The organism is Streptomyces griseoflavus (genome assembly GCF_014649995.1).
GTDB lineage: Bacteria > Actinomycetota > Actinomycetes > Streptomycetales > Streptomycetaceae > Streptomyces > Streptomyces griseoflavus.
The window spans coordinates 67,671-88,087 of the sequence record NZ_BMUC01000020.1; the positions used below are offsets into that span (position 1 = coordinate 67,671).

23 protein-coding genes and 1 pseudogene are annotated in these 20,417 nt (G+C 67.4%); 13 read left to right on the top strand and 11 right to left on the bottom strand.

The window, feature by feature from the left end:
- Nucleotides 1–31: 31 nt before the first annotated feature.
- From IE172_RS30625 to IE172_RS30640, 4 genes are all read left to right on the top strand, one after another.
- Nucleotides 32–364, top strand: coding sequence for a hypothetical protein (locus tag IE172_RS30625; RefSeq protein WP_190100582.1), 333 nt, complete (start codon nucleotides 32–34; stop codon nucleotides 362–364).
- Nucleotides 365–383: 19 nt separating this feature from the next.
- Nucleotides 384–959 (top strand): hypothetical protein, encoded by a 576-nt coding sequence (locus IE172_RS30630; RefSeq protein WP_190100583.1) that lies wholly within the window; start codon nucleotides 384–386, stop codon nucleotides 957–959.
- Nucleotides 960–1,126: 167 nt separating this feature from the next.
- Nucleotides 1,127–1,696 carry a winged helix-turn-helix domain-containing protein gene (locus IE172_RS30635; protein WP_229886609.1) on the top strand — a complete coding sequence of 190 codons (570 nt, stop codon included), beginning with the start codon at nucleotides 1,127–1,129 and terminating at the stop codon, nucleotides 1,694–1,696.
- Nucleotides 1,697–1,849: 153 nt separating this feature from the next.
- A complete protein-coding gene (locus tag IE172_RS30640; RefSeq protein ID WP_190100584.1) occupies nucleotides 1,850–2,071 on the top strand; it encodes a transposase in 222 nt (73 codons plus the stop codon).
- A 220-nt stretch (nucleotides 2,072–2,291) separates the two neighbouring features.
- On the opposite strand, the gene IE172_RS34940 is transcribed toward IE172_RS30640, so the two are convergent.
- Complete coding sequence (locus IE172_RS34940; RefSeq protein ID WP_229886611.1) at nucleotides 2,292–3,416, bottom strand: endonuclease domain-containing protein; 1,125 nt, start codon at nucleotides 3,414–3,416, stop codon at nucleotides 2,292–2,294.
- 858 nt (nucleotides 3,417–4,274) lie between these two features.
- Here IE172_RS34940 and IE172_RS35535 point away from each other — a divergent pair.
- The 5 genes from IE172_RS35535 (at nucleotide 4,275) to IE172_RS30675 (ending at nucleotide 7,371) form a co-directional block, all read left to right on the top strand.
- Nucleotides 4,275–4,772, top strand: a complete 498-nt coding sequence (locus tag IE172_RS35535) for an RHS repeat-associated core domain-containing protein (RefSeq protein ID WP_498067194.1) — start codon at nucleotides 4,275–4,277, stop codon at nucleotides 4,770–4,772.
- 2 nt (nucleotides 4,773–4,774) lie between these two features.
- On the top strand, nucleotides 4,775–4,948 hold the full coding sequence (locus IE172_RS30660) for a hypothetical protein (protein ID WP_229886613.1): 174 nt from the start codon (nucleotides 4,775–4,777) through the stop codon (nucleotides 4,946–4,948).
- 60 nt (nucleotides 4,949–5,008) lie between these two features.
- A complete protein-coding gene (locus IE172_RS30665; protein ID WP_190100586.1) occupies nucleotides 5,009–6,133 on the top strand; it encodes a Mu transposase domain-containing protein in 1,125 nt (374 codons plus the stop codon).
- On the top strand, nucleotides 6,130–6,912 hold the full coding sequence (istB, locus tag IE172_RS30670) for an IS21-like element helper ATPase IstB (RefSeq protein ID WP_190100587.1): 783 nt from the start codon (nucleotides 6,130–6,132) through the stop codon (nucleotides 6,910–6,912). Before IE172_RS30665 ends, istB begins: the two co-directional genes overlap by 4 nt.
- A 126-nt stretch (nucleotides 6,913–7,038) precedes the next feature.
- Nucleotides 7,039–7,371 (top strand): hypothetical protein, encoded by a 333-nt coding sequence (locus IE172_RS30675; protein ID WP_190100588.1) that lies wholly within the window; start codon nucleotides 7,039–7,041, stop codon nucleotides 7,369–7,371.
- Nucleotides 7,372–8,337: 966 nt separating this feature from the next.
- On the opposite strand, the gene IE172_RS30680 is transcribed toward IE172_RS30675, so the two are convergent.
- Together IE172_RS30680 and IE172_RS30685 are read right to left on the bottom strand one after the other, a co-directional pair.
- The gene (locus tag IE172_RS30680; RefSeq protein WP_190100589.1) at nucleotides 8,338–8,883 is read right to left on the bottom strand and encodes a hypothetical protein; all 546 of its coding nucleotides are present in this window, start codon (nucleotides 8,881–8,883) and stop codon (nucleotides 8,338–8,340) included.
- A gap of 155 nt (nucleotides 8,884–9,038) precedes the next feature.
- Nucleotides 9,039–10,370, bottom strand: a complete 1,332-nt coding sequence (locus tag IE172_RS30685) for a hypothetical protein (RefSeq protein WP_190100590.1) — start codon at nucleotides 10,368–10,370, stop codon at nucleotides 9,039–9,041.
- A 703-nt stretch (nucleotides 10,371–11,073) separates the two neighbouring features.
- Between IE172_RS30685 and IE172_RS30690 the strand changes: the two genes are divergently transcribed.
- Entirely contained in the window at nucleotides 11,074–11,298 is a 225-nt protein-coding gene (locus IE172_RS30690) for a hypothetical protein (RefSeq protein ID WP_190100591.1), read from the top strand.
- Between the two features lie 322 nt (nucleotides 11,299–11,620).
- Here the strand turns inward: IE172_RS30690 and IE172_RS30695 are convergent, their stop codons facing one another.
- The 6 genes and pseudogenes from IE172_RS30695 to IE172_RS30720 form a co-directional block, all read right to left on the bottom strand.
- The gene (locus tag IE172_RS30695; protein ID WP_190100592.1) at nucleotides 11,621–11,911 is read right to left on the bottom strand and encodes a hypothetical protein; all 291 of its coding nucleotides are present in this window, start codon (nucleotides 11,909–11,911) and stop codon (nucleotides 11,621–11,623) included.
- Nucleotides 11,912–12,331: 420 nt separating this feature from the next.
- The gene (locus IE172_RS30700; RefSeq protein WP_229886614.1) at nucleotides 12,332–12,685 is read right to left on the bottom strand and encodes a hypothetical protein; all 354 of its coding nucleotides are present in this window, start codon (nucleotides 12,683–12,685) and stop codon (nucleotides 12,332–12,334) included.
- 36 nt (nucleotides 12,686–12,721) lie between these two features.
- Complete coding sequence (locus IE172_RS30705; protein ID WP_190100594.1) at nucleotides 12,722–13,120, bottom strand: VOC family protein; 399 nt, start codon at nucleotides 13,118–13,120, stop codon at nucleotides 12,722–12,724.
- Between the two features lie 16 nt (nucleotides 13,121–13,136).
- Nucleotides 13,137–14,389: pseudogene (locus tag IE172_RS30710) on the bottom strand (IS256 family transposase).
- Nucleotides 14,390–14,534: 145 nt separating this feature from the next.
- Nucleotides 14,535–14,987: a hypothetical protein gene (locus IE172_RS30715; RefSeq protein ID WP_190100595.1), complete on the bottom strand. Its 453-nt coding sequence runs from the start codon at nucleotides 14,985–14,987 to the stop codon at nucleotides 14,535–14,537.
- Between the two features lie 1,130 nt (nucleotides 14,988–16,117).
- Nucleotides 16,118–16,327 carry a DUF6207 family protein gene (locus IE172_RS30720; protein WP_190100596.1) on the bottom strand — a complete coding sequence of 70 codons (210 nt, stop codon included), beginning with the start codon at nucleotides 16,325–16,327 and terminating at the stop codon, nucleotides 16,118–16,120.
- 286 nt (nucleotides 16,328–16,613) lie between these two features.
- Between IE172_RS30720 and IE172_RS30725 the strand changes: the two genes are divergently transcribed.
- The gene (locus tag IE172_RS30725; protein ID WP_190100597.1) at nucleotides 16,614–17,273 is read left to right on the top strand and encodes an HNH endonuclease family protein; all 660 of its coding nucleotides are present in this window, start codon (nucleotides 16,614–16,616) and stop codon (nucleotides 17,271–17,273) included.
- A gap of 100 nt (nucleotides 17,274–17,373) precedes the next feature.
- Here the strand turns inward: IE172_RS30725 and IE172_RS30730 are convergent, their stop codons facing one another.
- Nucleotides 17,374–18,261: a hypothetical protein gene (locus IE172_RS30730; protein WP_190100598.1), complete on the bottom strand. Its 888-nt coding sequence runs from the start codon at nucleotides 18,259–18,261 to the stop codon at nucleotides 17,374–17,376.
- Between the two features lie 404 nt (nucleotides 18,262–18,665).
- Here IE172_RS30730 and IE172_RS30735 point away from each other — a divergent pair, with 404 nt between their 5' ends.
- Entirely contained in the window at nucleotides 18,666–19,448 is a 783-nt protein-coding gene (locus IE172_RS30735; RefSeq protein ID WP_190100599.1) for a hypothetical protein, read from the top strand.
- A complete protein-coding gene (locus IE172_RS30740; RefSeq protein WP_190100600.1) occupies nucleotides 19,445–20,026 on the top strand; it encodes a type II toxin-antitoxin system VapC family toxin in 582 nt (193 codons plus the stop codon). The genes IE172_RS30735 and IE172_RS30740 overlap by 4 nt, the downstream gene beginning before the upstream one ends.
- Before the next feature lie 227 nt (nucleotides 20,027–20,253).
- On the opposite strand, the gene IE172_RS35385 is transcribed toward IE172_RS30740, so the two are convergent.
- Nucleotides 20,254–20,417, bottom strand: a 164-nt coding sequence (locus IE172_RS35385; RefSeq protein ID WP_368858555.1) for a tetratricopeptide repeat protein, incomplete at its 5' end; no start/stop codon positions are given.

Here is a 20,417-nt window from a genome sequence, read left to right on the forward strand (position 1 = left end):
GTAGAGCGGTGCTGCGTAGCACACGTACTATGTGCTGGCGGTCGACACGCCGGTACTCGTTCACAATGCCGGCGGCGATCCGGTAGCGCCAAAAATCATCCAGCGTGGACTGCAGCAGATACAGGACGGAACGCTGCAGCAGCGTAGAAATCCTGACGGCAAATTGGACTTCTACAACAACTACGAGAAGAACAAGAGGAATGCCTGGTGGGTGGGTGCCAAGATCTATGCGCCGGATCCAAATAATAACGACTACCGCATCCTCGAAAAGGATGGCCAGTACAAATGGGTGGGTCCGAAGGGGAACGTAAAGGGTGCGGGGCATTTCTACGGCAAGCTCATGAACATTCCAGGGTGTAGCTGAGGCGTGAGGGGGAAGCCTTGTGGATGCCGAGATTCTCGCTCAGAAAATGAAGGACTGTGGTCTGAATTTTTTGGGATTCATGCACGGGACGGGAATCCCTCCGTATGTCGCAGGAATGGTCACGTCATGCGGCCCTGAGGAAGGCCGACGGGATCGGACGGTCGCGTTTGACGACCCTGCTCGGGTTCAGAAGGCGAATGCCGACTGGTTCGAATTGGCAACGGAATCCGGGTTGCTCACCGCCGATCGTCGGTTCCTGCTCTCCGTCAGCGTTCCGTGCCCCGATGCGGTCGACGATACAGATGTCGAGGGCGTCTGGGCTCTCGTTGAACTGCTGGACGACTGGGACATAATGGGTGCGGGCTGTGCGGCCGGCGTCACGGGGAGTCGATATGGCTCTCCCGCGTTCGTCATGTCCGCTCTAGACGGATCGGTCTTCGTGCAAGGCACGGTGTGGCAGTCCAGCATCGGGACTGCCGTGCTGCCCCACCCGCATCGTGTGCAGTCCCTCCGGGATGTTGCCTGTCTGAACGTAGGGAAGCCGTACCGAACAGCCCTTGAAAACGAGGACACGCTGGCTTGGCTCGCCAGGTAGGACGGGGGCCGAGGTGTTCGGGGAAGCTCCGCCTGTATCCGGCGGGGCTTCCCACGTGTCTGACGCTGAGGTTGGGTGACAGCGGGCGTTGGTGGTGCTACTTCCTCGTCATGAGATACGTGGATGGTGGCGGCTTGCCCGCTGTGGGGCGGGCGAAGCGTGAAGCTGTGCGTTTCGAGGCCGCTGAGATGTTCGAGCAGGGGGTGCGGCCGCCGGAGGTGGCCCGCCGGTTACGGGTGTCGCGGAAGTCGGCCTACGCCTGGTACGCGGCCTGGCGGGACGGTGGCAGATCAGCCCTGGCCTCGAAGGGGCCTGGTGGTTTTCCGTGCCAGCTCAGCGATGACCAGACCGAGCGTCTGCAGGCCGAGTTGGAGGCCGGCCCGGCCGCACACGGCTGGTGCGAGGGCCAGCGGTGGACTCTGACAAGGGTCGCAGAGCTGATCCATCATCTGTTCGGCTACCGGTACACCCCACGCGGGGTCTCCTACCTGCTGCACCGGCTGGGCTGGTCACCGCAGGTCCCCGCCCACCGGGCTGTCGAGCGCGACGAGCAGGCCGTAAAACGGTGGCGGACGGAGCAGTGGTCACGGGTAAGAGGATGGCTCAGCTCCTGGGCGCATGGAGCCTTCGAGGACGAGGCCGGCCAGGACCTGAAGCCCGGCAAGGGGCGAACCTGGTCACCGCGCGGGCGAACGCCGCTGATCAAGGTAACCGGGAAAGGCTCGGCCGGGTCCTGATGGCTGGGATGATCTGCATCAGACCGGGCCGCGGAACCAGGCTGATCTACCGGACCCAGACATACCGTGGCCGTACCGGCGAGAAGAAGGGCTTCCGGGCCCGCGAGTTCGCGGACCTGCTGACCTCCGCCCGGCGGCGCCCCGCTGATCGTGGTGTGGGACAACGCCAGCACCCACCACGCCAAGGCATTGCGGGACTTCTGCGACCGCAACAGTGACTGGCTCACCATCATCAAGCTGCCGCCCTACGCGCCGGACCTCAACCCCGTCGAAGGTGTCTGGGCCCACCTGAAGAAGTCTTTGGCCGGTATCGCGGCCGCTGTGCCCGGCGGGAGGTGTGGTAAGAGGCCGGGTGGTCGCTCAGTGACGTTGTGAGCTCCGGCCGCACTGCAAGCGCTACGCGCGTAGAGGCATCCCGTTGGTCTATCTGGCCAGACCCGGCTCTTGCCCGCGCCGGGCTGGCCGACGAGGACGACGACCGTGGGCGTGTCCTGCGAGGCGCGGCCCTGCAGCAGGTCGGGCACGATCCGCTCGCGGAAGATTCGCTCGTTCTCCTCCTTCGGCAGGCGGTATCGCTCGACTTCGGCGGAGTCTTTCACGCGATTCCCGCCAGAACCTCGCGGGCGAGCTGTGCGTAGCGGGCGCGGGTGGCCGCGATCTGCTCGCGGTCGGTCGAGCGCAGGCCCTCGCGCTCGCGGGCCAGCCGGGACCGCGCGGCGCGGGCGTCGTCGATGACACCCTGCTCCGGCGCGTCCTTGGCCTTCTCGGCGGCGATGAGCGCGCTGTAGGCGCCTACTGCCCCGTTGACCGCCTCGATCGCGGCCTCGTAGGCAGCCGTGTCCTCGTTGGACCACTCGTGCGGGTCCAGCTGGCCGGTGATGGAGATGCCGTTCGACATGCACTTCCCCTGTCTCTCCGTACTGATCATTGTTTGTAATAAGGCCGGGTGGAGCCCTTCGAAAGGGTCGAACCCGAGCAGCTCGATCTTGCGCTGCCGGGTGGCTTCCTGGCTGGCTGGGTAGCGCAGGTTCAGCCCGGCCGCCGGGGGTGAGAGCAGGTAGTCGGCCCTGGGACAGTCGGTGAGGTGCGGGCACTCCTCCAACACGCGGTTGCAGAAGGCGCACAAGAGACCACGCACCTGGCCCGTCTGATGGTCATGGTCGACCATCGCCCCGGGATACAGGCCGCACAGGTGACAGTCGGGACCGAGCTCGGCGACCAACGCGGCGCGCAGACGCCGGACCGAGGCCGTGCGGGCCGGGCGCGGCGGCCACAGGTGAAGCAGCTCATACCTCCCGCCGTGGCAGCGGTCCGGCCGCTCGACAATGCCGGGATCCACGCCCGGGCCGGTCGGGCGTACCGTCCACTCGACGACGAGGGACCCCCAGGTCACCGCGTCGGGGTCGTCGAGACGGCCACCCATCCATTCCTCCGGCCCGCGCTCCCGCTCGATCCACCCACAGTGCTGGTGGTGGCTCCAGCCGTCGGCGGTCTCCGTCTCGCCGCACAACAGCTGGCCCGCCTGTTCGAGATGAAACCGGCCGTCGTCACCGGGCACGGCGAGGGTCTGGCCCGGTGGCCCCGGGGGAGCGGACGGCAGGTGACAGGGCTGCTTCTCGGCGTTGCGGACGAGGCCCTCCACGTATGCAAGGCCCTGGTGCGCCCAGCGCCACACCAGCTGTGCGCGTCGGTACGGGGGCAGTTCGTCCAGGGTGGCCATGAGGGGGATCCTGACGTACGGCACTGACAGTCGGCCCGGGGCGCGCCGAATGGGCACCATGCCGGGTTCCTGTACGTCGACTTCGCGTGGTGTCCCGAGCCGTCTCATCAGATCTGTCCCGGGGGAGCAGATCTGCACGGAGGGGGCGCCCGATGGGTGCCCCCTCCTTCTCGCGATTCTGGCGGCCAAGCCCCGTACCGAGGGGGCTGTAAGACGCGGATGCCGAGAGGGGGTCAGCCCTCTAGTCGTTGGCCCGTCTGATGTCTTCAACTCGCATCGCTTGCTTCGGCGCCCGCTCCCTCTGGTGCGACGTACCTTGCCGCCCCGTGTCGGCCAACCTGCGGGCCCCGGCGGCCTTCCGAGGGGGAGGAGAGAGCGCGGGCCCGCGTCCTTGTGCGGCTGTACCGCCGTGGTGCACCAGGTGCAGGCGGCTACGGCTGGGGAAGGGTGCGGTGTCGGACAGACGTGTGTAGCGGACGGTGAGCCGGATGGCCGTCTCCTCGAACGTGTCGTACACCGCAACGGGCGCCCCCAGCGGATCAAGACCACCTCAGGCACCTCGACGCTGGAACGGCTCCACCACCGGCTGGTCCTACGACAAACTCGGCAACGAAACCGCCGCCGCCGGCGGCACGGCGCGCACGAACGAGTCCTGGACCGACTACAGCCAGCTGGCGACCGTCACCACAGGCGGCAAGACCTACGACCTGGTCCACGCCGGCACGACCAATACCGAGCGCACGAAGCTGGGTTCGACGTGGTTCCACCACACCGCACTCGGTCTCGCGTCTACGACCACCAACGGTGTCGACACCGGATTCATCCGCGAACCGGCGGGCACGCTGAACTCCATGACGACTGGGGGGAAAGTCCTACTACTACCTCACCGACGCCACCGGCAACGTCCTCGGCCTCGCCGACAGCACCGGCAAGCGCACCCACACCTACGCCTACGGCCCCACCGGCCTCCCGCGTACGACACCGACCGAGGCCGTCCCCCAGCCCTACCGCTACGCCGGCGCCTACCTGGACCCGACGGGCCTGTACAAGATGGGTCACCGCTACTACGACCCCACCCTCGGCCGCTTCACCCAACCCGACCCCTCCGGCCAGGAAACCAACGCCTACCTCTACGCCGCCGGCGACCCCGTCAACAACACCGACCCGACTGGCCTGGCACCTTCTGCTGGCGAGATCACCGTGGTCACTCTGGGCGTCATCAGTGTGGCAACGGGGGTGGGGGGCGCCCTGGCGACGGGCGCCGTCGTAGCACAAGTGCTCGGGGGCATCAGTCTCACGACCGGTATCGCAGGCGGGGTCGGTAGTGTCGCCTGCATGTTCTCGGACGGATGCTAGAGATGAAGATCGCCAGCTACCTGCTGCTCGCAGTGTCCCTGATCGCCATGGCTGTGGCCAACGGTGTGCTGATAATCAGTGAGAGAGGGTCACCTCGCCGTCGGTCCGCACAGAAGGCGGCCCTGATCACCGCTCCTTTTGTCGCACTCGGTATCGTCGGCGTACTGATGACCTAGTAGTGCTTCGTTACGTTGGGTCATCTCGGCTGTTCGTGGGCAGCTTCCTGGAGTGAGGCGGTGCACCGCATCACCACATCGTGCGGCCAGGAGGCGTTCCTGGACGGCCACGTTCACGCTTTCCGCACGCTGGGCGGTGTTCCGGGCGGTCAGATCCGCTATGACAACCTCTCGCCAGCGGTCTCGCGGGTGATCCACAAGAGCCGGTCACGGGAGGTTCACCCCAGGTGGAGGGAGTTTCGCCAGCACTTCGGGCTGACCCCTTTCTATTGCGAGCCGGGGCTTTGCGGTGCCCATGAGAAGGGTGGAGTGGAGGGTCAGGTCGGCTACTTCCGCCGCAACTACCTCACGCCCGTGCCCCGGGTTGCCTCCCTGGACGAGCTGAACGCGTCCTTCGCCGAGTTCGAGCGGGCGGAGGCGGGCCGGCGGATCGGGATGCGGATCCGCACGATCGGCCAGGACTTCGCCCGCGAGTCCGTGCTGCTGATGCCGCTGCCGCAGGTTTCCTTCGAGACCGGCGTCGTGTTCACTCCGCGAGTGGACCGCTACGGGATGATTGCGGTGAGGGTCTGCCGCTACTCGGTTCCGGCCCGGTTCATCGGCCGCACCGTCCGAGTCGTGCTCCGCTCCAGTGACCTCGTTGTTTTCCACGGCCTCACCGAGATCGCCCGCCACCCCCGCCTGACGGCGAAGGGCGCCGAGCGGGTCGTCCTGGACCACTTTCTCGAAGTCCTGCTGGCCAAGCCCGGCGCGATGGCCGGCTCCGAGGCCCTGGACCAGGCCCGCCGCGAGGGCACGTTCACCGCCGCCCACGAAGCGTTCTGGGCTGCGGCCAAGAAGGCCGAGGGCGCCACCGAGGGCACCAAGCAGCTCGTCCACGTGCTCTTGCTGCACCGCCACCTTGAACACCGCGATGTGATCGCCGGCATCCGATCCGCCCTTGCGGTCGGCGCCCACACCGCCGACATCGTCGCCGTCGAAGCCCGCAAGGCCGCTCAGAGTGATAGTCGTTCCCCCACCGTGACGGTCACAGGGCCTGCACCGGCTTTGCCCGGGCCGGAGCCCAGCGAGGTGGTCAGCCTAAACGCCCGCCGGGCCGTTCGCCTCCCCGCCGACCAGCGTCCCCTGCCCTCTCTCGACCGCTGGGACCAGCTTCTGGACCGCTCCAGGAAGGACGCGCCATGACCGGCTTGCCCAACAACCTGACCGAGACCGCCTCCGACGCAGCGATCGACACAGCTTGCCGGGCCCTGCGGCTGCCCACCATGCGAGCCCAGTTCCCCGACCTCGTCGCCCGCGCCGAACGCGAACGGCTCTCCTACCGGGGGTTCCTGGCCGAGTTGCTGATGTCCGAGTGCGAGGACCGCGATCGTCGACGCTCGGAGCGACGGATCCGGGCGGCCGGCTTTCCCCGCCAGAAGTGGCTCTCCGACTTCGACTACAGCGCCAACCCCAACGTCGTCCCAGCTGTGGTCAACAACCTCGCCACCTGCGACTGGGTCAAGAAGGGCGAGCCGCTTTGTCTGATCGGGGACTCCGGCACCGGCAAGTCCCGCCTGCTGATCGGCCTCGGGACGGCCGCCGCCATGGTCGGCTGCCGCGTCCGCTATGCCCTGGCCGCCAAGCTCGTCAACGAGCTCGTCGAGGCTGCCGACGAGAAGCAGCTGTCCAAGACGATCGCCCGCTACGGGCGCGTCGATCTTCTCTGCATTGATGAGCTGGGACATCTCGAGCTTGACCGGCGGGGCGCCGAGATGCTGTTCCAGGTTCTGACCGAGAGGGAGGAAAAGAACAGCGTGGCCATCGCTTCCAACGAGTCGTTCGGCGGCTGGACCAAGACCTTCACCGACCCGCGGCTTTGCGCGGCCATCGTCGACCGACTCACCTTCAACGGCACCATCATCGAGACCGGCACCGAGTCCTACCGACTCGCCCAGACCAAAGCCAAGCAGCAGCGAACATAGCGATCGCCTGCTAATCACTACGCCCCTGACAGGCGGAGGAGCGCGCGCCTTGAGGCACCTGACGGGCTTCTGGTCGGCCATTGACATGATGGGCTGCAGCAAGACTTCAGCTTTCTCCAGGGGGCGATGATGACGTTCAAGGCCGAAGCCGATTCCGGAGTCGCCGATCGGGATGAGTGGTCCTATGCGCCAGCGGTCGGCGTCGGACCGCTCCGGTTCGGTATGACCGTCGACGAGGTGGTCGAGGCGTTTCAGGTTTTCGGCCAGACGAAGGTCAGCGATTGCCCGCGCGTCCACGCGATCTTCTCGCCCACGTGGAAGATCGAGGTCCATCGCCGCGGGGTGGCCCCTTCACTGCCTGCCGTCACGGCCTACGTGAGCCAAGCCGCGGGCCTGTTCTGCATCGCAGCCGACGCCGTCCACGGTCCCCAGGTCGGGCACGATGGAATCCCGCTGTGACCTGTCGGAACTGGAGAGCGACGAAGTCGCGCATGCCGAGGCAGTCGATGGTCACTTTCGCTACACGCCCGAGGGCTATGCAGGACCGGATGATCCCGGGGTCGTCATACGCGGGCAACGAGTCGGACAGGTCCTGCGATCGCACCCGTTGTTCATGGTGACGCGCGACGGCGCGAACTCCGAATGGGACTCGATGCCTTCCGAGGAGTACCACCACGGTCAGTCATGACCTGACCTGGTGTGACTTGTGACGAGCGGTGAAGGAGGTCGCCGACCCATCGTCGGCTGGGGCCACGCGAGACCGGAAGCCGGGGCCGCGGCAAGCCGGAAGGCAGACCCCCAGCCACGACGACATGGAGCCACCTGAGGCCGGAAAAGTGGGGCCAGATCAGACCGTCAACGCCACCGCCGACGCGGGGGTGTTCCGCGTGAGCGCCGCCGCGAGCGCGCCCAGGCCTGGTCCTCCCCGCCGGCGCGGGGGTGTTCCGGCCGGAGCCGGGACGAGCGGGCCGCCGATGGCGTCCTCCCCGCCGACGCGGGGGTGTTCCGCCGAGCAGGAGCGGAAGATGCAGGAGCGGGCCGTCCTCCCCGCCTACGCGGGGGTGTTCCGAAGACCGCCGCGGAACTCACCACCCGACTCGGGTCCTCCCCGCCGACGCGGGGGTGTTCCGATCACCGTGCAGTTCACGGTCACCGCCCGCCCGTCCTTCCCGCCGATGCGGGGGTGTTCCGTCCGGTTCGGCGAGCCGATGCGTCATTTGGGTGTGCTCCCCGCGACGTGGGGAGTTTTCAGCGCTGTCGGCTGTACGTGGGGCCGACCGATGGGGCGCAATAGTCTCGGGGAGCCTGCGTTCGACTCCTCGGAGGCCGCGGGCGGTCGCTCTTCGGGGCGACCGAGCATCGCAAGCCGGAGCAGTCCGTGACGGACGTGCCGGCCTCGTAGGAGGCCGGTCTGGTTGTGTGGTGTCAGTGGGTGCGGCGGTCGATTTCGTTCTGGACGGCTGAGATCGCTGTGAGGGCGTTGGCGATTGCGGCTCCCTGTTGGCGGGACAGGTTCAGCAGGTCGTCGAGGGGGATTTTCTTGGTGGCGAGTTTGCGTTGGAAGTCGTCTGGCAGGGGGGTCTTTCTGTAGGCGTCGATGTGGGCGACGACGGTGCCGAGTGGGAGGTCGGGGAAGCGGCGTTCGGCCTGTTTGATCCTGCTCAGGAGTTCACCGAGCCGGGTCAGATCCGTCTTGTGCGCTGTGGTGCCGGCGAGTTTGTCGAGGAGGACGACGGTCTCGTCGAGCAGGTCGTAGTCCGGCTGGAAGCGCTTCGTCTGCTTGGCGCGCTTGCTTTTGCGGATCTGGTAGACGGAGAAGTAGGTGCTGGTGAGCAGGGCGGCGAGGCTGATGGCGGCCGCCCATGTCCAGGTGCTGGGGAAGGTGCCTGGGGAGGCGTCGCTGCCGAGTATCAGGCGTGTGCATGAGGATGAGGCGTTCTCCGCCATCTGGGATGCTGAGCAGTCGTTCATCGGGTTGGTCCTTGGCGTGCTGGAAGGGTTCTGACGTGGCTGTGCCGAGGGGTGTGCTGTGATCTCCTGACGGCGCCGTGGGCAGGGCGCCAGTGCGCTCGAGGCGCGGAGGCTACTGTGCTGAACGGTTTCGCCCGGGGATCCCGGCAGTTGGTTCAGGCGCCGCTGTTGCTGGTCGGCTTCCAGGAGTTCGGCGTAGTTGCGGCGGTACGGGTGGAACCCGGCGCCGTGGCCGCCTCTCGCCCGGACGCCGCCTCATTAATCGCGCCGCTGTTCTCGCGGTCCTGTCCCTGCACGGGAGGAGCTGATTCCAGAGGACTGTCCACGAGGCCCGCGTCCTTGGCGAGCCGACGGTGCCGGTGCCCCATCCGGGGGGCGGACATGGTGTCGAAGTCATGGACCAGCAGGACGTCCAGATAGAACGGCCGCCGCCGGATATGACGGCGCAGGACATCTTTCAGCGCGTCATGCCACGCACTGGACTGCAGGATGCGCAGGGTGGTGCGGTCGGCCACGAACACGGGCACGTCGAGATGGTCGCGCTGCAGGCGGGCCGGCAGCACCGTCACGGCCCGCAGCGCGCGCACGACCTGGCGGCTGAGCCGGCCGGATGGATTCGTCAGCAGTTCCGCCCAGGCTTCACGCACGTGTTCGGTGAGCTTGGGGCAGTCCGGGCAGGAGGCCCGCGTCAGAACGACATCGGACAGCCGGATACGCAACGTGGCGGCGCATTGCAGGCACTCGACCGTCCACGGCGCGTCGAAACGTCGGTAGCGCTCCATGGCATCGAAGCCGGCCTTCCGCAGCATCCTGACGGCAGCCTCCTGCGACACCTGGCCACGGCGCGTGTCGGCGACCACCGCCTCGATCTGCTTCAGATCCTCAGATCCATCCCGTTCCTCGCGGGCCCGGACAGCCTGCCGCTGCACCCTGAGCCAGGCCTCGAACCACACCGTCCGCTCCCGCGGCGGCACCTGGCAGGCGACCAGGAAGGCCTCCAGGCTGTCGGTGGACGCGGGCGCCGCGCCACGCGAGATACGGCAGGCGGTGCTCCGCGACAGCTCCTTGCCCGCATCCCGCGCCCTGCGCTCCATCATCCGGAACGACGGCGCCCCGTTGGCACGCCGCAACTTCTCCAGCGCAGCACACAGGCTGGACAGGTCGTTGACACGGTCAGGGCGCGGCTCCGGCTTCCCAGCCCGGCCGGCACCACGTCCACCCAGACTCCCCTGATAGGCGGCATGCCACAGCCGGGTCACCTCAGCGACATCCATGCTGCACGCAAACGCGAAAGCCTGCGCCACCTCCAGCCGGGGCAGGACCACCCCCGAGGCCGCACGCTGCAAGGTCCCCGGGCTGATGGACCGCGTCCGCTCCGACAGCGCAGCGTAGGACAACCCGACATCACGGCGCCCATTACGCAAGGAAACCGCAAGTATGCCCAGCGGACTCACCGGATCCGGAATCGGCTTCTCTGGCCGCCCCACCGCGTCATCTCCCCTTCCAACAAGAGCCACTGCATACAGGCCCTGCTCACAGTGCGGCCCCACAACAGCGGACCGCATAAACTTCGCTCCAACCGAACAACGCCTCAAGGCAGTTGGCGCTACCGAGAAGCCGCACAGCATCTTGCCACCCGATTGCCACGCCGCGCACACGAATGGCGGATGCTTCAGAGCTGTCCCACCACAAAAAATCCCGCATCCCGGTTGGGACAGTTTCAATCAAGCCCTGACCAGGCAGATCGCAGGCTACCTGCCTTGATGGTGAGCGTCTCCAGCCGTATTGATTCGGTTCGTCTCGCGGCTGATGGAAAACTCGCCGGCCGGTCTGCATGCTTGTGATACCACCGCCGGCCAGTACGACGGTGCCCTGCTTCCTTGGCTCCAACCGATTGAACAGGGATTACGAGCCCGACGCGTTGGCGCGCGAAACGGCACACGAAAGAGTCGACCCAGAAGATGGGTCGACTCTTTCGCTTTCCGGTACACATTTGATCGGATCGGCGACGCTTTAGTTATCAATTCTTTGCGTTCTTGGATGCGAATCGACCTCACCACAACGTTTCGTCCCGTGCTCGCCGATGGCTCAGCCGTCGATACGACGCGAGTGCTAGCACGACCCATGGCACCTGCGTCACTGCGTCACGCCGACTCGCCTCTCGAACACGCCCGGGGGACGCCAGGCGGCGTGAGCGAGGCGCCGGTCGTCGTGAACCGGCCCTCCGGGACGGGCGGCCGGAGGGTCACCGTGCACAGCCGCGGCCGGGACGAGATCCTCGGCACCGCCTACAGCGATCACGACCTGGTCGTGTTCCTCGAAGGTGCCGGCATCGCCGACCCGGAGGTCATTCTCGACGACCCGGAGTGGGTGGAGTGGCGCGGCGGCGCCGCCCACAAGTTCAGCGCCGCCTGACGAGCGGACGGCGGCAGCGGCAGGGCAGACGGGCCTCCTGCAGTGCCAGCGATGCCCCCGCCGTGTCAGCGCAGATCGGCTCGGGCTGGGTGCCCCGCCGACTGCGGTGCCTCCGGCCCGGCAGGCTCGGTGGTTCTGCATCACCCCAGCGACGAACCCTCCTTCTGAGCGAGACTCTCCACCGCTAGAACCGCGCCTTGCCGCGCGAAGAGGTCCTCGGTCCGGTGTCTCGGAAGCCGATCGAATAGCTGCAGCGTGACACGTCGGACGTTGCCGTCGTGCCCGGAGCCGCGGATCGCCGGGGTTCCGGGCACCACGGCGGTCACATGCCGAGGATGCGTCGTACGGCATCGGCCGGGTCCACACCCAGCATGTGAGCGACAACGAGCACGCCCAGGACGAGCGCGGTGACGGCACCGGCCTTGTTGGCGAAGCCCTTGACGAACTCCTCGCCCGACAGCTTCACCAGCTTCCACGAGATGACCCGCGTGCGGGCGGCGAGGAGGCGCAGACGCTGGACGAAACGGCGACGCCAGTCCGGGCGCACGGGTACGGCGGCCTGGTGGCCGGGGGAGGGCTGGGCGGACAGTACGGGATCGACATCCCGGTTCATGGTGGGGCTTCTCTGGGCGGGGAGAGCAGGGGGTGCGGACACCTGCGTGGTGTCGTCCGCGGGGGTGTGCGCCGCGCGGTCGGCGGTCCTGCTGCGGCTCTCCGCCGGAGAGCGTTCCTGCGGGGCGTCTGCCCAGGGTGGCGTGTCCAGCGTATCGGCGGTGTGGGGGTTCGTTCTCGCGGTCGGCTGGTGAGTGCTCATCAGCGGCATCTTTCTGTAGAGGTTGTGTGGTGCGGGCGGCACTGTGGCCGGTGACTGGTGCTTGCGTCTCGGGCGCACGAACGCCGGCGTTCTCACCCCTTGGCACCGGACAGCGGCACGGACAGGGCCAGGGGGAGAGGAAGTGGGGAAGATGCTGCGGGCCCCGACCGTTGGTCGGGGCCCGCAGCTGAGTAATTGTCAATACTTGTGGGTGGGCGACTATGTGGTTGCGCATAGTTCGTCGAGCCACCGGCTGCAGAGTTCGCGGGTGATCGGCTCGAAGAGTTCGGATGCCGACATCTCGAACAGGAACTGGGTCAGCAGGTCCTCGTGTCCCGGCTCGATGTCGATGTCCTCGCGCATGTGCAGCTGCTCGGTCCACGCGGTGAGGTCGCCGGGGAGCGCTTCCTCGGCGAGCACCTTGCGCAGAGCGGCCTGGGCATTCCCGCGGTCCAGTACCACCGCGGGAGGCTCACCCTCCGGAATCCTGCGGGCCGCTGCGATCAGGTCGCTGATCCGGCCGTTCCACCGGACGAGGTCGAGCAGGACCTGTCGGCTATGTGCCGCCCTCACGGACGCTCCTCCCTTCTGCGGCATGCCGCCGGGGGCTCAGTTTCGTTCGGACGACTTGATCGCGACGAGTTCGACCTCGAAGCCGTCGTCGTTTTCCAGGTAGGCGGCATAGTGCCGTCTGCCGCCGGCGTATGGATGCCGCTCGGGGAACATCAGATGCCAGCCGTGCTGAACGGCCCTGGCAGCCAACTTCTCCAAGATGGCGGCGTCTTCGACATGGAAGGCCAGGTGGTTCAGTCCTGGTCGGCAGCGGTCGTGCTGTTCGGCGGTGAGAGCCGGGGACTGCTCGATGACCAGGTAGGTCGGCCCGAGCCGCCAACTGCGGCCGCCGTCCCAGCTCTGGAAGAGGGCGTAATCCAGCGCCTCCAGCAGCCAACCGAGCGAGGCGAGCGCGCGGTCAAGGTCCGGCACCCATAGCTCGGCGTGATGCAGCATGCCGTCGTCGGCCGGCTCATGCTGCTACTGCCTCGGGACGTTCGACGAGGTGGCCGCGTTCGAAGCGAGCTCCGGCTCGCACGAGCGCCACGAGGTGGGGTGCGTTGACCGCGCGCCAGCGGGCCTGGGCGGACTCGACGAGCTTGAAGACCATGGCGAGTGCGGCGGCCGCGCTGCCAGCGCCCTTGGTGACCTTGGTTCTGAGCCGTACCGTCGCGAAGGTCGATTCGATGGGATTGGTCGTGCGCAGGTGAACCCAGTGCTCGGCCGGGAAGTCGTAGAACGCGAGCAGTTCGTCGACGTCGTCGGTGATCTTCTTGACGGCCTTGGGCCACTTCGCGCCGTATGCCTTCTCGAACGCGGCGACGGCCATGACCGCGTGCTCGCGGTCCTCGGCGCCTGTGATGTCCTGGAGGGCCTTGCGTGCGCTGGGCTGGGCCGACTTCGGCAGGGCGTTGAGCACGTTGGCGGTTTTGTGCACCCAGCACCGCTGGTGGCGGGTGGCGGGGAACACCTCCGCCAGGGCCTTCCAGGAACCGAGCGCACCGTCGCCGACCGCGAGGACAGGGGCTCGCATGCCGCGCCGGGCGCAGTCGCGCAGCAGGTCCGCCCAGGACTCGGCGGACTCGCGGTAGCCGTCGGCCATCGCGATCAGCTCTTTGGTGCCGTCGGCCCGCACACCCATGACAACCAGGACGCAGGACTTGGCCTCGCTCAGGCGAATGCGCAGGTGGATGCCGTCGGCCCACACGTAGACATAGTCCGTGGCGGACAGATCGCGCTCGCCGAAGGCTTTGTGGTCGGCCTGCCACTGCCCGGTCAGCCGCGTGACCGTCGCGGGCGAGAGCCCGGCGGAGGAGCCGAGGAACTGCTCGAGCGCAGGCACGAAATCGCCCGAGGACAGGCCGTGCAGGTAGAGCAGCGGCAGCACCTCGCTGATCTTCGGGGACTTCCTGGCCCAGGGCGGCAGGATCGCCGAGGAGAAACGCTTACGCTCCCCGGTGGCCTCGTCGACGCGCTTGTCGTTCACGCGCGGAGCCCTGACCTCGACGCTCCCCGCCGCAGTGGTGACTTTCCGCGGCTGGTGGTAGCCGTTGCGCACCACCAGACGGCGCCCGTCATCACCCCGCTGATCGGCCAACCCCGCTATATAGCGTTGACTTCGGCCTCCAGCGCGGCGGCCAGCATCCGCCGCGCGCCCTCACGAACGATCTCATCGATCAGGGAGCCGTTCGGGGTACTGCCATCTGCATTGACTACGCTGAGCACGGGCGTGCCTTCCCGGCCGACGTTCGCTGCGTCGGCCTACTCGGTGACCTTCAATCGATCACTCGGGAAGGTACGCCCTTCGAGCGCTCCCCGAGCACCGATCCACAGGTCCTGAGCATTGCTCCCGTTGCGCTGCGACCGCCGGTCAGACGACGAACCGGTTGACGAGCACCAGGAGCAGAAATACACCGATCACGATCCCGGCGATCTGCCAGGTGCGTCTCGGCGAGGGCTGCATCACGACCTTCGGCCGGTTGAGCGTGGGAAAGACGTAGTAGATCCGGTGCGGGTGCTCGTCTAACGCCACCTTCGCGAACCGCACATATCTGAGTTCTGTCCGGCGCGCGATCTCCTGGTGGTGCGGGCGGAGGAGCGGCTTCAGGGTCGAACCGAAATCTTTCTGGACGCGGGCGCGTAAGGGGTCGTTGTCGGCCAGTGCCGTCGGCGTCCAGGTGGCGTGCTGACCCGCCAGTCTCCGCGCCCAGTAGAGAACCCCAGGCTCCGGCAGCTTGACCTCGTCGATCTTGGGGGTTCGGGTGATGATGCCTTCCGTCCATTCGACGGTCCTGCCTGTGCCGGCACAGTGCTCGTGTGTCACCTTGCCGTCCCCGGCACAGTCGGGACACGGCCTGGACCCGACGCCCTGGCAAGTGGTGCACAGAACGCGGCCGCGACCGCGACAAGCTACGCATGCGACATCAGGTTCACCGCACTCATAACACCGGGTGCGGTCTTCTGCACCTTCTATGGCCCTGTGCACCAGCGTTCCAGCCTGCGTCTCGGCCGGTTTCAGGGCGGAGCGGCCAGCCCCGTCGCACAACAGGCAGCAGGTGCTGTCTCGGCAGCTTGCGCAGGACTGGCGCGGCTCGCAGCGGATCCTGCCTTCGCCTTCGCAGCGCTGACAACGGACCCCCCCGTTACCGCATCCGCACGAGCGGTCGTCGACCGACCCCCGCCGCACCATTTTCCAAGTGCGCTGCTCGGCAGGGTCTCGGGGCCGCGGAACCTCGTAGTCGCTAATCGTGTCGTAGACCGGCCGGTCGGAGAGATCGAGGGGCCCGGGGTGGAAGCGCTTTTCTTCCGAGCGGGACTCCAGACTCCGCACGACCTGCCCTCTCAGGAGAGAATGCCAGGTGATCGCGGAGGCACCCGACAGTGGCTTTGCCAGGGATTCCCCTCGTTTCTCGATGCAGCCCTGTACGGCCTCGAGGACTTCCTCGTCGCCCAGCACCTATCTCCCCAGCGTTCTTTGCGCGGTTGGCGCGCGACCCTCGGCTGACGTGCTCCCAGCAGACGGACAGGACAGTACCCAACCACCGCCCATGGCACCGGCCCTTCACAGAAGACCACCAGGAAGAGCTCCACGCTCCCAGCCGACGCCAACCGGATCGCCGGCAGACCACACGGGGAAGGCCCCCGGAAAGGCCCGCCGACGGATATCACACAGACGCGCTGCGGGAGTTGCCACGACCTCCGGAAGCGCCGACCCCATGCCAGTGCCGCGCCTTGAGCGCAGCACCACCCGCCCCGCGTCGACGGAGACAGCCGCCCGGAACCCGTCCCACTTGGCTCGCCGGCCCAGCCCGGCCGCAGATCCGGTGTGGGTACGGGTTGCTCAGCATCGGCTCCGGCACCTTCCACGTCACGCCGGATCTCTTCCATCAAGGACTCCGATGTTGTCCGGCCTGCTGCGACCCGGCACGAGGAAGGCGAACACGCCTTCGCAGATCACGTGTCGGGCTGCTGCCGCAGGTCCAGGAAGCAGCGCAGCCGTACACCCTGCTCGCCCGGTTCGTGGGCCGTGCGGTCCGCCGGTGCAACCGCCCACCGCGTGGCGAGCAGCTCCTGGACCGCGAACGCCGTCTCGTCATCGGCGGCCGCGACCTCCACCACCGCAAGTCCCGGCTCCGCCACATGCGCATCGTTGATCGCTCTCATACCCGGCACGACGCTCCGACGCCCGCCGAAGTTCTCCCGCCCGGGCAGCGTCACCCGACCGGGTACGGCCGGACATGCGTGCTGACCTCCCGCCGCATGATCGCGTGGCCGGACGAGGCCGGAGCAGCCCGCTCCTCCCCAGCCGCCGGCCAACGGACGCGCTCGAGCGTGATGCGCTGCGGAAAGGCCGTGCCGCGCCTGTTCCGGTACGACCATTGCACCCACACGGGCGGCGCACTGGGGAAACAGCTGATCGCGCCCCGTCGAGGGCCGCTATCAACGGCTCATGCTCAACGCTGTGCTGCGCGGCCTGGCCGCCGCCTTCCTCGCCGTCCTGCCCCTCACCGTCCCCGCGCCCGCCCACGCGGCAGAGACGCTCCCCCTGCCCGAGGCCGTCACCCGCCTGCCGGTGGGCACCGAGTCCCGCGACGGCTACGCCCGGGACGCCTTTCGCCACTGGAATGCCGGCGCCAACCCGTCCGACGGCTGCAACACCCGCGCGGAGGTCCTGCTCTCCGAGGCCGTCGAACCCCCTGCGGTCGGGCCCGGCTGCCGTCTGACGGGCGGGCGCTGGTGGTCCTACTACGACCAGGTGTGGGTGACGTCGGCCTCCGGCCTGGACATCGACCACATGGTGCCGCTCGCGGAAAGCTGGGACAGCGGCGCTTCCGCGTGGACGGCGCAGCGCCGCGAGGCGTACGCCAACGACCAGGGCGCGCCCGCCAGCCTGGTCGCGGTCACCGCCCGCTCGAACCGCTCCAAGGCTGACCAGGACCCTGCCGAGTGGCTGCCGCCGGCTGCCGGGGTGCACTGCCGGTATGTCGCTGAGTGGGTCGCAACGAAGCTCCGCTGGAGCCTTGCGGCCGATGAAGCCGAGGTGGCGGCCCTGCGTGAGGTGGCGGCCGACTGCCCGGAGCAGACCGTGACCTACGAGCCGGCCGCATAGCCCGTTGGGTGGCCGACGCCCAAGCAGTCGGCCACCCGAGGCAGGGCCGCGCCCGGTGGTGAGGGTGGCCGGCGTCGTGAAGCGCCAGAGGAGGACAGCGCTACCGTCGCCGGTGACGCCAGTGCTGGTGGACCTTCAGGACTTCGTAACTCCATGTCGTCTGCTGCTGAACGGTGTTCGCACCGCATGACAGTCCGAGCTGTTCGGCGACGGCGGGGAAGCGTGGGTGCATCTGCCGGTTGCCGACCGTGACGAGTGCCGCCAGGAGCGGTTCGCCGTCCTGGCGGTCTTCGTCGACCAGCCACAGGATCACGCATTCGTCGTCGCGGTGAAGCCGGGGCAGTCCGGGCAGCCACTTGCGGATCAGCGCCCAGCTGGTGGTGGCGCCGGCGCGTGCCGTGTCCTCCAGGAGCGGACGCAGACCGGTCGCGATCTCATACAGCCGCGCGGCCTCCAGCAGTGCCGACTGCTCAAAGCGGGACGGACGGTGGGCCGTCCCGGCCGGGGGAGCGGACCGGGTCTCCGGCCGTCGTGTCCGAGAGACCGGCGCGGCCGGCCGCGCCGGTGGTTCCGAGGACCGGACCGGCTTCTGCTTCTTCGACTGGCCAGCAGCCGGTCGCGGCGAAGGCACCGGGGCAGGCTCAGGACGCGACGCTTTCGGCAGGGCGGCCGCGGCTTGCTGCCGCTCCATCTCTCGCCAGCGACGAGAGCCGAGGATCTCCTTGTAGGACTGCAGCAGCGCCCGCTGCTGCCGGGTCTCGCTGGGCAGGGCTCCTGCTGCCTGCTGCCAGGCCAGCGCATACAGGTCGGCCGCCTCCGCGACGGAATGGCTGTCGATGGCCCGCTTCAGCTCGGTCAGGGTGTGATTGAGCGTGCGGCGGACCGTGGCGATCTCCATGGACGAGCGCAGCACACGCCCGGTGGTCCTGCGGCGAAAGTCCGTCTGCCAGGCGGAGCCACCGCTCAGCCGTACCCGATTCCTCGCCAAGCCCCATTCCCCTCAACGAGCCGCGACCTCAGCGCTGCCGCAGCAGAGACACAAACGGTTGAACACCAGCCGGCAGCACGCAAGGGCCATGACCGACCCGTGACCATCCAGACGCATTTCCTGTCGTTCAGCGCCGCCTGGCCATCGTGGAAGGCGGCGGGGCCGGGCAGGGAGGTCCGTTGACACTCCGCTCGCGCGGAGAGGACGGGGTCGAGGTCGAAGGTGGCCGGGCGGGCAGCGGCTCACCTCCGCTCGCGCGGAGAGGGACGAGCGCCCGAGTCTGGGCGATGACTGTTCGAGAGAGGGCACGGATAGGTATACAAGGGGTGTCGCGCCTGGAACCGGATTGCGTTACTGGCTTTGCTCTGGCTGGCAAGTGTGTACTCTGCGACCGGGGGTGAACTGTGGATGTCGAGGTGAAGGTTGAGGGGCAGCTCGGCGCCATCACGTTGTCTGCGTTGCAGGAAGTGTTGGGCAATCTCAATCGGTTGCTCAAGGGTATGGGGGGCGGTGAGGAATGGAGCCTGACCGGGTTAAATGAGGGGAGCGCCCTCGTAGCCGTCAGGCCCTTGGACAGAGAAGACGGGGAAGTCGGACAACGCCTGCTCACTGTGGTCCGAGAGCTGGAAGAACGGCCGGAGATTCCGGCATTCGAGGATGAAGTGACCATCAGACGGGTCGCTGATCTCACCGGCTTGGTAGGAAAACGGGGGGTTTCGGGGCTTCGGGTACGCACAGATCCTCGTGCTCCCTGGTCCCAAGCTGCCTCGTTGACGCCCGCCGTACGCGTCCATGCCCTGCAAGCACTCCACGTGAAAGCCAGGGCGCGCAGCTCATTCCGCGGACGGCTAGACAAAGTCAACTTGCGCTCAAAAACGCCACAGTTCTCGCTGTACAACGAGGCGCGGCGGCTGGCGCTGCGGTGCAACACGACAGATGAAGAGGTAATTGAGCAGGTGAAGCGGCATGTGGGGGAGGTTGTAGTGGCCCGGGGGGATCTGTCTCGTAATGCCAGAAACCAGCCTGTTCACCTCAGGGTGGACCAGCTCAGAGTGGTGCAGGGACCCCGTCGCCAAGCGAGTGTGGAGGACTGGGCCGGCGCATCGCCTGACTGGACCAGCGGACTCACCTCTGTAGAGTTTGTCCGCCGACAGCGAGGTGCGACTGCTAATGAGGACGGCGAGTGAGCCGCCCGCGCCGGTCAACAGCGCCGCGTCTTTACCTCGACTCCTGCATCTTCATTGAGGTGGTCAAGGGCACTACGCGTGCTGGGGGCGATCACGAGGACAAGTTCGATGCGTGCTTGAAACTGCTGCGGGACTTCGAACAGGGAGCCTGCCGATTGGTCATGTCTGAGCTCGTCTACACCGAGACCTTCCATCACGGTGAGGCCAAGCTGACTGACAAGCGTTATAGCAGGCACGCCCGTGGAGCAACTCTGGAAGCGGCTGGCGACCTGATCGACAGTTGGTTCCAGCGCTCAGACATCATTCGAGTAGAAGTCCACCAGGAAATCGCAGAAGAGGCGCGTCGACTGGCCCTGCGCCATCGCTTGGACTCTCACGACGCCGTCCATCTCGTAACGGCCCAGGACGAGGGATGCACCGCCTTCATCACTCTCGACAAACAGTTGGTGGAACGGGTCGCGGACGCGGACCTTGGTCTACGCGTTGAACTCCCCGCAACTGATTGGGATGGACAGACAAGCCTGCTGATCCCCGGTCAGCAGGGTCTGAGAGTGATCAGCGGTGAGGGCGCGGGCTAAAGATCATCTCATGCCCTGCTGCCAGTACGGGGGCATCGCGTAGGAAGCCGACCAGCGCCGGATTAACGGCGGCTATGCACAGAGCGTTGACGTGGGTTTCGACGCCTTGTCGGTCCGGTGCTGTTGAGGATGAGGGGCGAGGCTGATTCTGTTGTGTTTCGGCGGGGCTCCGCGTCTCGCGCCGGGCGGACCGCCGTATAGGGGCCGGACCACGGTGCAGGCGCTATCTACGGTCGGCCGCGTCGACGCAGCCTCGACCACCATCCGCGTCCCGCCCGTGCGACCGCTGCCTCCGCACGGGCGAGGTTGTTGCGGCTGGTGAGGGTGTCTGGGTGGTCGGGGCCGAGGATGCGTTCTCGGTCGGTGAGGGTTTGGCGGTGGAGGTCGGCGG

Bases quoted from the DNA above. Each gene is read 5' to 3' on its own strand.
- IE172_RS34940 (WP_229886611.1), bottom strand. From the start codon at position 3,416: ATGGCCACCCTGGACGAACTGCCCCCGTACCGACGCGCACAGCTGGTG.
- IE172_RS30660 (WP_229886613.1), top strand. From the start codon at position 4,775: ATGAAGATCGCCAGCTACCTGCTGCTCGCAGTGTCCCTGATCGCCATG.
- istB (WP_190100587.1), top strand. From the start codon at position 6,130: ATGACCGGCTTGCCCAACAACCTGACCGAGACCGCCTCCGACGCAGCG.
- IE172_RS30675 (WP_190100588.1), top strand. From the start codon at position 7,039: ATGATGACGTTCAAGGCCGAAGCCGATTCCGGAGTCGCCGATCGGGAT.
- IE172_RS30680 (WP_190100589.1), bottom strand. From the start codon at position 8,883: ATGAACGACTGCTCAGCATCCCAGATGGCGGAGAACGCCTCATCCTCA.
- IE172_RS30695 (WP_190100592.1), bottom strand. From the start codon at position 11,911: ATGAACCGGGATGTCGATCCCGTACTGTCCGCCCAGCCCTCCCCCGGC.
- IE172_RS30705 (WP_190100594.1), bottom strand. From the start codon at position 13,120: ATGCTGCATCACGCCGAGCTATGGGTGCCGGACCTTGACCGCGCGCTC.
- IE172_RS30720 (WP_190100596.1), bottom strand. From the start codon at position 16,327: ATGAGAGCGATCAACGATGCGCATGTGGCGGAGCCGGGACTTGCGGTG.
- IE172_RS30725 (WP_190100597.1), top strand. From the start codon at position 16,614: ATGCTCAACGCTGTGCTGCGCGGCCTGGCCGCCGCCTTCCTCGCCGTC.